The sequence below is a fragment of the Parundibacterium terreum genome (genome assembly GCF_014636315.1).
Classification (GTDB): domain Bacteria; phylum Pseudomonadota; class Gammaproteobacteria; order Burkholderiales; family Burkholderiaceae_D; genus Undibacterium; species Undibacterium terreum.
The window spans coordinates 139,066-152,172 of the sequence record NZ_BMED01000008.1; the positions used below are offsets into that span (position 1 = coordinate 139,066).

The following is a 13,107-nucleotide window of genomic DNA, read 5'->3' on the forward strand; positions in this document are numbered from 1 at the left end:
CTAACCTGCTTAACCTAATATGAAACCTTCTCGTTCAGAATTTATCACGGTCCGCGGACTTCAATATCACATTCGTCACTGGGGTGAAGAAAATTCACCGAAAATCTTCATGATGCATGGCTGGATGGATGTCGCCGCCTCGTTCCAGTTTGTGGTGGATTGCCTGAAGCAAGATTGGCACGTAATCGCAGGCGACTGGCGTGGCTTCGGCTTGACCCAGACCCCGCCGGGCGACTGTTATTGGGCCCCCGATTACCTTGGTGATCTGGACGCCATCTTGCAGCACTTTTCACCCGGGGAGCCGGTGAATTTGCTGGGGCATAGCATGGGCGGCAACGTGGTCAGCCTGTATGCAGGCATCCGGCCGGAACGCATACGCAAGCTGATCAACCTGGAGGGTTTCGGCATGCCCGCCAGCCATCCTAAGCAGGCGCCAAACCGCTATCGCAAGTGGCTGGACGAATTGCGCGAGCAACCTGCGTTGCGTACTTACCCTACGCAGGCGGCAGTGGCAGGGCGCTTGCAAAAGACCAATCCTCGCCTGTCCAACGAAAGGGCGGCTTTTCTGGCGGAACACTGGTCTGCGCAGAATGACGCCGGTGACTGGGAAATCCTGGGCGACCCCGCGCACAAGCTGTCCAGTCCCCTGCTTTATCAGGTGGAAGAGGTGATGGCCTGCTGGCAGAAAATTACCGCGCCGGTTCTGTGGGTGGAGGCCAATGACACCGATGTGTGGCGCTGGATGGGGCCGAAAGAGCAGGCCAGGATAGAAATAGACCGCCGGATTGCGCACATCGCCAATGTAAGGACGGCAATGATCATGGATGCCGGCCACATGTTGCATCATGATCAACCTGAAGTGCTGGCGCAATTGCTGGAAGAATTCCTGGCTGAAAATTAAGCGCTGAAAGGGTGGGGCTGAGCTTGGCTTGCCCATAGGAGAAGGCCGTTTCTAGGGTACACTTGAGGGATTCGTTTTTTATTTCCCACAGATCATGAGTGACAAACCTTCCTACGGCTTTACCACCACTATCCTGCACGGCGATCGCCAGAAAAGCATAGAGCACGGCTCGCTGCACAAGCCTATCCATACCTCCGTTGCTTTCGGCTACAAGGATGCGCGCGACCTGGCTGCGGTATTCCAGGGCAAGCAGCCCGGCTACCGCTATGGCCGCCAGGGCAATCCTACCGTGTCTGCTCTGGAAGACAAGATCACCAAGATGGAAGACGGCTACGCCACCATCTGTTTTTCCACCGGCATGGCGGCGATAGGCGCCATCTGCCAATCCCTGTTGCGTGCGGGCGATCATGTGGTGTCATCCGCTTTCCTGTTCGGTAATACCAATAGCCTGTGGCAGACCATGGGTGGGCTGGGTGTCAATGTTGCGTTTGTCGATGCCACGGATGTAAGCAATGTGGAAGCGGCGATTACGCCTGCAACCCGCATCGTGTTTGTGGAAACCATTGCCAATCCGCGCACTCAGGTCGCGGATTTGAAGCGCATAGGCGAGCTGTGCCGCGCGCGCGGCATTTTGTATGTGGTGGACAACACCATGACTTCGCCTTATCTGTTCCGCCCCAAGACTGTAGGGGCAGGGCTGGTAGTGAATGCTTTGACCAAGGCGATTGCAGGCCACGGCAATGTGCTCGGCGGCGCGCTGACAGATACCGGCCTGTACGACTGGAATGCGTATCCGCATATTGTGGAAAACTATAAAAAATTCCCTGTCATCCAGTGGGGCATGGCACAGATACGTGCCAAGGCCTTGCGCGATTTCGGCGGCACGCTGGGGCCGGAGGCCGCGCATCACGTCGCCATCGGTGCAGAAACCATGGCCTTGCGCCAGCAGCGCGAATGCGAGAATGCACAGGCAGTCGCGGAACTGCTGGCAGCAGACGAGCGTGTGGCTGCTGTCCACTATCCGGGTTTGCCGGGACATCCGCAGCACCATATCGCCAAGGAGTTGTTCCGTTCCTACGGCGCCTTGCTCAGCTTTGAGCTGCGCGAGGATATAGACTGCTTTGACTTCCTGAACCGCATGAAGCTGGCTATCCCCGCCAGCAATCTGGGTGATACACGCACCCTTGTTATTCCGGTTGCACACACCATTTTCTACGAGATGGGTGCAGAGCGCCGTGCCAGCATGGGCATCGCCGAATCGCTGATACGGGTATCGATAGGCCTGGAAGATACCGAAGACCTGCTGGAAGATTTCCGGCAGGCGTTGGCTGGCTAAATAATTAGAGTCAAACTGGGACTACGGTCTGGAAGGACAGGAATGTTGCGGCTTTCTTTTAGTATGACAATGCGCGACTGGCGCGCAGGCGAATTACGCTTCCTGCTGGTAGCCCTGATGATTGCCGTGGCCTCCCTGTCTTCGGTCGGCTTTTTTGTCGACCGCATGCGCACCGGCCTGAACCGTGACGCTCATCAATTGCTGGGCGCTGACCTGGTAATCAGCGCAGATCAGCCGGTGAATCCGGCCTGGCGTAGTGAAGCGCAGAAGCGCGGCCTGTCGCTGGCGGAAACGGTGGTATTCCCCAGCATGGCGATTGCCGGTGTGGGTGACGGGGCCGCGACCAAGCTGGTTTCCATCAAGGCCGTCAGTTCCGGCTATCCCCTGCGCGGCAATTTAAAGCTGGTCCAGGGCAAGGCGGAAACGACCACGACGGAAACACCTGCCGCCGGCACCGTATGGGTGGACCCCGCGATGCTCCCCGGCCTTAACCTGAAAGTAGGCGACCAGCTCAAGCTGGGCGACAAGTCTTTTAATGTGGCGCAGATCATTGCCAACGAGCCTGATCGCGGCGCTTCTTTTATGAACTTCATGCCGCGCGTGATGATTTCCAAGCAGGATCTGGCAGGCACCAATCTGATACAGGACGGCTCCCGCGTCACTTATCGCTTGCTGGTCGCCGGTCCTGCCAAAACCGCCCAGGCTTTCCAGAAATGGCTGCAGGATACGATAGAACAGAATGATGTCAAAGGCGTGCGGCTGGAATCGCTGGAAACCGGGCGGCCGGAAATGCGTGCCACGCTGGACAGGGCAGAGCAATTCCTGTCGCTGGTCAGCCTGCTGTCCGCAATGCTGGCAGCGGTGGCTGTGGCGATGGCGGCACGACGCTTCATGCTGCGCCACCTGGACGCGTGCGCCATGCTGCGCTGCCTGGGATTGACGCAAAACCAGGCCACGTCCATGTACCTGGTTGAATTCCTGATGGTAGGTATTGCCGGCAGCCTGGCCGGCGTGATGCTGGGATTCGCCGGCCATTATGTGTTGCTGGAGTGGCTGGGGAAACTGGTTTCCAATGATTTGCCCGGCGCCAGTTGGTTGCCTGTATGGCAGGGCCTTGCTACCGGTTTGCTGTTGCTGATCGGCTTTGCCTTGCCGCCGATACTGCAGTTGCGTAATGTACCGCATAACCGCGTGATACGCCGCGAGCAGGATGCCCCCAAACCATTGACGCTGGCCAGCTATGGCCTGGGTCTGGCAATGTTTACCGGCCTGTTGTTATGGCAGGCTGGCGATATCAAGCTGGGCTTGCTGACTGCCGCCGGCTTCCTGCTCGGCTTGCTGGGCTTTGCGCTGATTTCCTGGCTGGCAGTGGCATCGCTGAAACGCTTGCGCGGGCTGATCAATCATGCGTCATGGCGCTTTGCCGTGACAGCGCTGCAGCGCCGCCCCGGTGCGACGGTGATCCAGGTCGTGTCACTGGCTTTGGGCCTGATGGCGTTGCTATTGCTGACCGTGGTGCGCTCCGACCTGATCGCAGCATGGCAGCAAGCCACGCCGGTAGATGCGCCTAATCAGTTTGTCATCAACATCCAGCCGGACCAGAAGGAAGAAATTGCGGCCCGGTTGGCGCAGGTAGCCAAACCTGTTTTATACCCGATGATACGCGGCCGCCTGACGCAAGTGAACGACAAGGTGATCACGGCCGACACCTATCAGGAAGACAGGGCCAAACGGCTGGTGGACAGGGAGTTCAATCTGTCGACGATGACTGAAATGCCGCTCATGAACAAGATCGTCGCGGGCCAATGGTATAACGATGGCACCACCCAGCAGGCAGAAGCCTCGGTGGAAGAGGGGATTGCTAAGACACTGAATCTGAAACTGGGCGACAAGCTGAGCTTTGATGTCGCCGGACAAAGTGTCAGCGCTATGGTGACCAGTCTGCGCAAGCTGGACTGGGGATCAATGCGGGTGAATTTCTTTGTCATCATCAATCCCAAGGCTATGCAAGACATGCCGCAAACCTGGATCACCGCATTCCGTTTGCCGGAAGGACAGGTAAATTTTGTAAATCAACTGACGCGTGACTATCCGAACCTGACCATCGTTGACGTGGGGGCCTTGATCAAGCAATTGCAAAGTGTGATGGACCAGGTGATCACTGCCGTTGAATTCCTGTTTCTGTTCACCTTGGCGTCTGGCGTGCTGGTGCTGTATGCGGCATTGGCAGGCTCGCAGGATATACGGATGCGGGAAGCAGCGCTGTTGCGCGCACTCGGTGCGACCCGCAAGCAGCTGTCGCAGGCGCAATGGATAGAATTCTTGCTGGTGGGCGGGCTGGCCGGCGTGCTGGCAGCGACCGGTTCCTCGGCGATAGGCTGGGCGCTGGCGCGCTTCGTATTTAATTTTGAATGGACTTTCAGCCCGCTGGTATGGGTGGCCGGTCTGGTAGTGGGAGCAGGATGTGCATTGATAGGCGGATGGGTAGGCCTGCGCAATGTATTGAACCAGCCGCCACTATTGAGCTTGCGCGAAAGTTAAACAGTTTTTGGAAATGGCATGACAGTAGAGAACACTGAAGAAAGCTCCGGCGCGACGGAAGCCACCTTGTTTGACGTAATTGGCGGCGCCGAGAAATTGCGTGAAATGGTAGACCGGTTTTATGACTTGATGGAGCTGGAGCCGGAATTTGCCGGCATCCGTGCCTTGCATCCACCGACCATGGAAGGCTCGCGCGACAAGCTTTACTGGTTCTTGTCGGGCTGGATGGGCGGCCCCAGCCTGTATATAGAAAAGTTCGGACACCCGCGTTTGCGCGCACGCCACCTGCCCTATGCCATTGCCAGCGGCGAACGCGATCAATGGCTGCGCTGCATGGCCTGGGCCATGCAGGATGTAGGCATAGATGCGGGTTTGCAGGAAAGACTGATGCAGTCTTTTTATGAAACCGCAGACTGGATGCGAAACCGGCAAGGCTGAAAATAGCCGCGATAAAAATGAATAAAAAATGACGATGAACCCTATAGAAATAATCATACTCCTGCTGCTATTGGCCTTGCTGGTAATGGGCTTGCTTATCCTCAAGCGCAGCAAGGGCGGCGACATCAATGCGCAATTGCAAGGCTTGCAGGATGCGCTCAAGCAGGATCAGCAAACGCAGCAGCAGGCACAGGAGAGGTCGGAGCGCTCGTTGCGCGAGCAGGTGCAGAGCACGGCGCAAGCCACCAGGCAGGAGTTGGGCGGTAATTTCTCCCAACTGCAGCAGAATCTGGCGGCTCAGTTGACCAGCGTTGCAACCTTGCAGAATAACCAGATTGATGCGTTTTCGCAGCAATTGGTAAAACTCAATGAAACCAATGCACAGCAACTGGAACAAGTCAGGCAGGCATTGATACAGCAGAGCCAGAGCGCACGCGAAGAACAGGCACTGAGCCTGAAGCGCTTCGGCGACACCATCAACCAGACCCTGGCTGCCTTGACTGAATCCAATGCGCAAAGGATGGCGGAAGTGCGTGCAACGCTGGAAGAAAAAATCCAGGGACTGCAGGCAGACAATGCCGCCAAGCTGGAAGAGATGCGCAAGACCGTAGATGAAAAACTGCATGCCACGCTGGAGCAGCGCCTGGGCGAGTCCTTCAAGCTGGTGTCGGACAGGCTGGAAAAAGTGCATCAGGGCCTCGGCGAGATGCAGCAATTGGCAATCGGTGTCGGCGATCTGAAACGCGTACTGACCAACGTGAAAACGCGCGGCACCTGGGGCGAAGTGCAACTGGAGATGGTGCTGGAGCAGATGCTGACGCCGGAACAGTATGCCAAGAATGTGGAAACCATACCCGGCACCGGCGAGCGCGTAGAGTTTGCGATCAAGCTGCCCGGCAAGGAAGACGGCAAGGTGCCTGTATGGATGCCTATCGATGCCAAGTTCCCTAAAGAACAGTATGAACGCCTGGTTGAAGCCGCAGAGCGTGCCGATGCCGAAGGTGTAGCACTGGCCGGCAAGGAGCTGGAAAGGGCGATACGCGGAGAAGCCAAGACCATCGCTGAAAAATACATTTCACCGCCGTTGACCACCGATTTCGCCATCCTGTTTTTGCCGACCGAAGGCCTGTATGCCGAGGTCATGCGCAGGCCGGGCCTGGCGGACGACTTGCAGCGCACCTGCCGCGTCAGCATCGCAGGCCCGTCTACCTTGTCGGCCTTGCTGAACAGCCTGCAAATGGGCTTCCGCACATTGATACTGGAAAAACGGTCTTCCGAGGTATGGCAAGTACTGGGTGCGGTGAAAACCGAGTTCGGCAAATTCGGCGACGTACTGGCTGCGACCAAGACGGCGCTGGAGCGCGCCGCCAAGAATATCGACAACGCCGAAGTACGCACCCGGCAAATGACTCGCAAATTGAAATCGGTGGAAGCCTTGCCGACAGAGGCGGCGCAAAGCCTGCTGGGCGTGGATGGAGATTTGCTGGCTGATGCCGGGGATCAGGATTTGCTGAGCTGAGTATCCGAAAACGGGTCTGCCGCTCCTACTTTCTGGAACAGCTTGATCAACAAAAGAAGATGATTGCGGATCAAACTATTCCAGTAAGCGAGTCTAGAAGAATTACTGTTTCTTCAGGCAATCCTATTGTATTTGAATGACAGAGTTGATCACGATAGGTGTTACCGGGACATCATTAAATCCACCACTCGATTTAGTGGTGACTGCCTTGATTTTGTCGACAACATCCATGCCACTCAGAACCTTCCCAAATACTGCATAGCCATCCACACCTGGAAAATTGGCATTCAGGCTGGGGTTATCCACTACGTTGATGAAAAACTGCGAAGTCGCGGTATTTGGTTCGCTGGTACGCGCCATCGCCACGGTGCCGCGTTGATTTTTCAAGGAGACGTCTGATTCCAGTAAGATAGGCGTGAAGGTTGGGATTGGGGCCAATGCGGGAGTATAACCGCCGCCTTGGATGACAAAATTATTGATCACTCGATGAAAAATTGTGCCAGCATAAGATTTACTCTCTACATAATTCAGGAAGTTGTCTACGCTGACCGGTGCTTTGACAGGATTTAATTCCATGACGATATTCCCCATCGTTGTGTTGATAGATACTTGCGGTGATGGAGGTGTTGGAACAGTGAGCGTACCAATGGACGTCCTGACATTGTCCACAGTGTCTACATATAAAGGTACCGTGCCCGTTCCAGTGATCTTTGCAGTGAACTTGCGTTGAGTTGACGTGCCGACGCCGATCTCAGTCACGTTTACACATCCGAAACAGGCAACCTTCAATACAGAATCAAGGTTTTTGCCGGTGAGTGTCAGTGTAGCTGTTTGACGGTATGCCAATTGATCGGTCACAACGCTGATCGTGGGTAAGGGGGGCGCCGGTTTAACCACTATTGAGTAAGGGACGGGGTAGTTGGAATTGCCGAGCTGTGTCTGGCAATTACTGTCCAGGCATACTTTGATCGTCAGGTTTCCACTATAGGTTTTCGCCCCCTTAGGTGCTACTAGTCCGCGCAGTTTGACAGCGCCGTTAGGCGTAGTATTGTTGAACGTAGCTGGGGTGATCCCTGTTGCGAACAATGGGTCCGGGATGGTAATGAATACATAAACTGTTTTTCCAAAGAGCACCGATAAATCACCATCCAGAGTGCCCGACAGAGTCACGTCGGGAATAGTTGCCCCCTCATATACCTGGAGGTTGATACTTGTTGGACTGACGTCTTTCAAGAAGGGCATACTGGGTGTAACCGGTGTCGTATTCGGATTTGTCGCCCCGCTTGATCCTCCGCCCCCACCGCCGCACGCGGATAGGAAGAGAGCAATCGACGTGTATAAACATAAATTCAGCAATTTCTTCATTCCAGATTTCATCATCAGTAATTATAGTTGTTAAAATTTTATAAAAAACAGACAACATTCTCAAAGGAAATTTCTATTCTGTCAAATTTTTTGATTGTGATGAAGCCGGCAGGATAAGCGTCGAGTTTGAGTGATGGAAGGGAATTGAATTACTTAGCTTGCAATGTGCGGGTAACGCGCTGATATGAAATAAGTTGAGTAAAATTTTAGTATTTGAATTGAGCGTTCGAAAAAAAGGCCGATGATTTCATCGGCCTCTTTCCATTTTGAAGAAACACTATATCGATTATTTCTTCTTTGTTTTTTGCTTCGCAATAATCATATCCTTGATGCCGTTATACACGTCTTCAGGAATGATTTTTTTGTTCAGCAGATCGTCTTTGCCATTATACGGACGGCCCTTGATGATGGCGTCGGAGCGGACATCGCCGATCTTTGGCAGCGCAGACAATTCCTTCTTGCTGGCGCTGTTGATATCAAGCAGTTCCGTCTTGGCCGGAGCCGATGCCGAGGCTGACGCAGGAGCTGCTGCACTGGCGGGTGCCGATGCTTTTTTGTCTGCGGCCTGGGCTGCACCTGCAAACATCAAGGAAACGCCTAAAGTCAGCAACATGGATTTCAATAGCCTGTTCATCTTTACTCCTTATGGTTTAACGCACCAGGTGCGGCATTTCACAAAAAATCTGAGCTACGGCTAATTGCCTGTTACCGCAGTAAAGCAGGCATGACGATCTGATTGCTGCGCTTGCAGAAGTCGCTGTAACTTCTGCAAGCATTTTTATACTTATTGCGAACGAGTCATTCCAGTGATGGTCACAGGTGTTACCGGTACATCCGTCATGCCGCCTTGTGTCGAAGTCGGTACGGCCTTGATCAGGTCAACCACGTTCAAGCCGCTGACTACCGCGCCGAATACTGCATAGCCGTCTACACCAGCATTTGTCGCATCCAGCGATGCATTGTCCACCACGTTGATGAAGAATTGCGAGGTCGCTGTGTTAGGCGCTGTCAAACGGGCCATTGCCACACTGCCGCGCACGTTTTTCAAGCCATTACCCGATTCCAGCACGATTGCCGATTGCGTCGTCGGTTGTGTCAGCGCTGCGGTATAGCCGCCACCCTGGATCACGAAGTTGCTAATGACGCGGTGGAAGATCGTGTTTGGATAGAAATTGCTTTCCACATAGTTGAGGAAATTATCAACGCTGATTGGTGCCTTGCTTGGCTCCAGCTGCATGACTACGCTGCCCAGAGTGGTAGTCATCGTGACTTGCGGAGGCAGGGCCGGAACAGGGACAGTCAGGGTGCCGGAATAGATCAGGGAATTGTCGCTGGCATATACCTTCAGCAAGGATGTGCCGACGGTGATCATTTTGCATGAGTATACACGCTGCGTATCGGTGCCTGTGCCGACTTCCGTCATCGTGAAGCAGCCATAGTTATTGATGGTCAAACCCTTCAGCAGGTTTTGTCCGGTGATGGTCAGAGTCGTCGTATTGCGGTAAACGAGCTGATCCGGAGCTACTTTCAAGATCGAGGCTACCGGACCTGTAGGGGTGGTTGTGGCGCTATCTTTGCTTCCGCCGCAGCCTGCCAGTAAAACGGTCGCTGTGAGTGCGCTTGCCAGCCAAACTAGTGCTTTCAATATTTTCTCCTGAATACAAATTGCATTTTGCAATCGAATTGTTGAATGAGGTGCTACAGTATTTGTTTCCTATCGGCTATAAACCGGGATATGTGCGTAGTATATCGCTACTGAAGGCCTTAGAGTCTGTTGGTAGCTAAATTGAAATGTAAATTTGCATGACAACATTTGTATATTTGCAAATTTATACGGCGAAGCCGGGGTTCAGATCAGGCCGTCGAACAAGATGACATTCACTTTGTCGCCTGCGGCAACATCCGACTGTCCCTCCGGCAATACGACAATGCAATTCGCCTCTGTCATTGAACTGAGGATGCCCGAGCCCTGGGCGCCGGTAATTTTTACCTGCAAATCGCCATTGGGCATTGCCGACAGATTGCCGCGTTGATACTCGGTACGTCCGGGGCGTTTGCGGATTGCACTGCTTGCTGTTGCAGGAACCAGCGGTAATGGGGCCGCATCGGCGCCTGCCATTCGCAGCAAGGCCTCGCGCACAAAAAAGTAAAAGCTGACCATCACTGCGACAGGATTGCCGGGCAGGCCGAATAGATAAGCGCTGCTGCCTTCCGATGCGATTTTTCCGAAGGCCATGGGCCTGCCTGGCCGCATATTGATGCCCCAGAACGCAACATCTCCCATGGTCGCCATCATTTGCCGGGTGTAGTCGGCAGCACCCACGGATACGCCGCCTGAGGTGATGATTGCATCTGCATGCTGGCAGGCTGTACTGAAGGCAGCCTTCAGCGATACCGGATCGTCCTTGACAATACCCATGTCGATTACTTCGCAGCCCAGGCGCGTCAGCATGCCGTATAAGGTATAACGATTGCTGTCGTAGACGCAGCCCTCATCCAGTGCATCGCCGACGGAGCGCAGTTCGTCTCCGGTAGAAAAAAATGCGACCCGCAGCCGGCGCCGGACAGGAACATCTGCAATCCCCAGCGAGGCCAGTAAGCCGAGATCCGCAGGACGCAGTATCTTGCCTTTTGCCAGCGCGATTTTGCCCTTGGCCAGATCCTCTCCGGCCAGGCGCCGGTTGTCGCCCGGCCTTACTTTTCCTGCCGGGACGGTGATGCTGTTCTCGCTGATATCTTGTGCCAGCTCCTGCGGTATCACAGTGTCCAGGTCTTGTGGCATCACAGCGCCGGTCATGATGCGTATGCATTCACCGCGTTGTACCGTGCCCTGATGGGCTCTGCCGGCAAAGGCGATGCCGGCTATTTTTAGTATTGCCGGCGCATCGCCGTCTAAATCCTGGCCATGGAAGGCATAGCCATCCATGGCCGAATTATCATATGCGGGGACATTAATGGTCGACACGATATCCTTGGCCAGTACCCGGTCCAGTGCGCTGCGTACTGCCAGCATTTCTACCTGATCAGCCGAAGCTGCCGGAGATATAAACTGGTGGATGATCTGTTGAGCGAGTGCCACCGGGACGGTAGTCGCTTCGTAGCCGGCTACTCCGGCGAGCAGGCTAGATAAATCAGGGGAGGGTTGGAGCAAGGATTCAGGCATTGGCTTCAAGTTGACGCAGTTCTTCCAGGGTGTTGATATTATAAAACGCGGTTTCATCGTCGAAATGGACCTGCACGACCTTCAGCGTGGCATGCCAGGCCCCCACCTTTCTGCCGCCTTGGTCCAAAAAAGCTGTCAGGGATGGCAGCACACTGGTTTTCATCAGCGAACATACCCTATGCACCTGCAACTGGCCTTTTACTGATGCGGTGGCCACGGCGAGATCCGCCTGTTGCTCCAGCAGGGCCTGCGACAGCCGGTTTGCCAGATCCAATGGCACGAAAGGGGCGTCGCATGGCGTACTCAGCAGATAACTGGTCTTGCAGTGGCGCAGACCCGCTTGCAGTCCTGCCAGCGGTCCGGCAAAGTCTTCCGTCTGGTCCGGCAGGATGGGGACCTGGTTTGAGTAAAGCATGGCGCCCAGCGACTGGTAAGCCTCTGCATTCTGGTTTGCATTGATGCTCAGGCTGCCTACCTGGGCAAGGAGCCTGCGCATCACATGCAAGGCCAGGGGCTCGCCGCGGAATAGTTGCAATCCCTTGTCGACATTGCCCATGCGCGAACCGCGGCCACCGGCCAGTAGCAAGCCGCTTATCTCAGAGATGGCGATGGGTGCAGTCTTTTCCATGGCGGCCTGTCAGCCGCCTATGTAAGACATTTCGACCTTCCTGGTGCTGCGGTCCAGCCTGATGGTTTGCTGAGTGCGCAATTCGGAATAGCGGTCGCCACGTGTGCGCCATATCTGGCCGATCACCGTGGAGATGGCCTGGTCGGAATGCAGTGTGTCTCCACTCCTGAGCAGGCTGCGCAGGTCATGGCCGCCGGTGGCAAACAGGCAGGTGTACAGCTTGCCTTCGGTGGACAGGCGCGCGCGCGTGCAATCCTGGCAAAAGGCCTGGGTGACGCTGGAAATGACGCCTATCTCACCACTGCCGTCGGCATAACGCCAGCGTGCAGCCGTCTCTCCCGTATAGTTGGCATCTACCGCTTGCAACTCCATGCCGGCCGCACTGATGCGACTGATGACATCGGCGGAAGGTATCACTTCATCCATTTTCCAGCCATTCGATGCGCCTACATCCATATATTCGATAAAACGCAGGATGTGCGGAGTGTCTTTGAAGTAGCGCGCCATGGGAACGATTTCCTGATCATTCAGGCCGCGCTTGACGACCATGTTGACCTTGATCGGGCCCAATCCCACCTGATGCGCGACCGCAATGCCGTTCAGTACTTCTTCCACTGGAAAGTCGACGTCGTTCATTTGCTTGAAGGTGGCGTCATCCAGAGAGTCCAATGAGACTGTCACCCGTGTCAGCCCGGCATCTTTCAAGGACTGTGCCTTCTTGGCCAGCAGCGAAGCGTTGGTGGTCAGGGTCAGGTCCAGATCCTTGCCGTCAACAGTCTTGATCTGGCTCAGCATGCCGATCAGCTTTTCTATGTTCTTGCGCAGTAGCGGTTCACCGCCGGTCAGCCTGATCTTGGTCACGCCGTGTGCGACAAACAAGCGGGCGATACGGGTAATTTCTTCGAAAGACAACAGCGAAGAGTGCGGCAAGAAATCGTAATCCTTGTCGAATACGGATTTCGGCATGCAATACACGCAACGGAAGTTGCAACGGTCCGTCACCGAAATGCGCAGATCGTGCAAAGGGCGCTTGAGGGTATCCAGCAGATTTCCATCCGGGGCTTCCAGAACATTGGGCACTGCCAAAGCCTGGTTCCGCTGGCGATGATCTACCACCGGGATGAATTTTTCGGTCATGTCTTATCCAAAATGCAGCTTTTTATGCTTATTTTTCTCATTCTTCAGACAACTACGATACCACGAGACGCGCCGCCCC

At 54.9% G+C, this 13,107-nt stretch carries 11 protein-coding genes; 5 read left to right on the top strand and 6 right to left on the bottom strand.

All coding sequences use genetic code 11. From position 1 onward, the window contains the following. Positions 1 to 19 precede the first annotated feature (19 nt). From IEW12_RS27030 to IEW12_RS27050, 5 genes are all read left to right on the top strand, one after another. Complete coding sequence (locus IEW12_RS27030) at positions 20 to 901, top strand: alpha/beta fold hydrolase (RefSeq protein ID WP_188569257.1); 882 nt, start codon at positions 20 to 22, stop codon at positions 899 to 901. A 94-nt stretch (positions 902 to 995) separates the two neighbouring features. Beyond that, entirely contained in the window at positions 996 to 2,237 is a 1,242-nt protein-coding gene (locus IEW12_RS27035) for a cystathionine gamma-synthase family protein (RefSeq protein WP_188569258.1), read from the top strand. Between the two features lie 42 nt (positions 2,238 to 2,279). After that, the gene (locus IEW12_RS27040) at positions 2,280 to 4,778 is read left to right on the top strand and encodes an ABC transporter permease (protein ID WP_188569259.1); all 2,499 of its coding nucleotides are present in this window, start codon (positions 2,280 to 2,282) and stop codon (positions 4,776 to 4,778) included. A gap of 18 nt (positions 4,779 to 4,796) precedes the next feature. Next, positions 4,797 to 5,216, top strand: a complete 420-nt coding sequence (locus IEW12_RS27045) for a group II truncated hemoglobin (RefSeq protein WP_188569260.1) — start codon at positions 4,797 to 4,799, stop codon at positions 5,214 to 5,216. Positions 5,217 to 5,250: 34 nt separating this feature from the next. Continuing rightward, the gene (locus tag IEW12_RS27050; RefSeq protein ID WP_188569360.1) at positions 5,251 to 6,735 is read left to right on the top strand and encodes a DNA recombination protein RmuC; all 1,485 of its coding nucleotides are present in this window, start codon (positions 5,251 to 5,253) and stop codon (positions 6,733 to 6,735) included. A gap of 123 nt (positions 6,736 to 6,858) precedes the next feature. On the opposite strand, the gene IEW12_RS27055 is transcribed toward IEW12_RS27050, so the two are convergent. The 6 genes from IEW12_RS27055 to moaA all read right to left on the bottom strand — a co-directional run bounded on the left by IEW12_RS27055 (position 6,859) and on the right by moaA (position 13,028). Then, a complete protein-coding gene (locus IEW12_RS27055; protein ID WP_229751380.1) occupies positions 6,859 to 8,100 on the bottom strand; it encodes a peptidylprolyl isomerase in 1,242 nt (413 codons plus the stop codon). Between the two features lie 286 nt (positions 8,101 to 8,386). Continuing rightward, positions 8,387 to 8,734 (bottom strand): ComEA family DNA-binding protein, encoded by a 348-nt coding sequence (locus tag IEW12_RS27060; protein WP_188569261.1) that lies wholly within the window; start codon positions 8,732 to 8,734, stop codon positions 8,387 to 8,389. A 150-nt stretch (positions 8,735 to 8,884) separates the two neighbouring features. Continuing rightward, the gene (locus IEW12_RS27065; RefSeq protein ID WP_229751381.1) at positions 8,885 to 9,745 is read right to left on the bottom strand and encodes a peptidylprolyl isomerase; all 861 of its coding nucleotides are present in this window, start codon (positions 9,743 to 9,745) and stop codon (positions 8,885 to 8,887) included. Between the two features lie 204 nt (positions 9,746 to 9,949). Further along, on the bottom strand, positions 9,950 to 11,263 hold the full coding sequence (moeA, locus tag IEW12_RS27070; protein ID WP_188569262.1) for a molybdopterin molybdotransferase MoeA: 1,314 nt from the start codon (positions 11,261 to 11,263) through the stop codon (positions 9,950 to 9,952). Further along, entirely contained in the window at positions 11,256 to 11,891 is a 636-nt protein-coding gene (mobA, locus tag IEW12_RS27075; protein WP_188569263.1) for a molybdenum cofactor guanylyltransferase MobA, read from the bottom strand. The genes moeA and mobA overlap by 8 nt, the downstream gene beginning before the upstream one ends. A gap of 9 nt (positions 11,892 to 11,900) precedes the next feature. Beyond that, a complete protein-coding gene (gene moaA / locus IEW12_RS27080; RefSeq protein ID WP_188569264.1) occupies positions 11,901 to 13,028 on the bottom strand; it encodes a GTP 3',8-cyclase MoaA in 1,128 nt (375 codons plus the stop codon). Between the last annotated feature and the right edge of the window lie 79 nt (positions 13,029 to 13,107).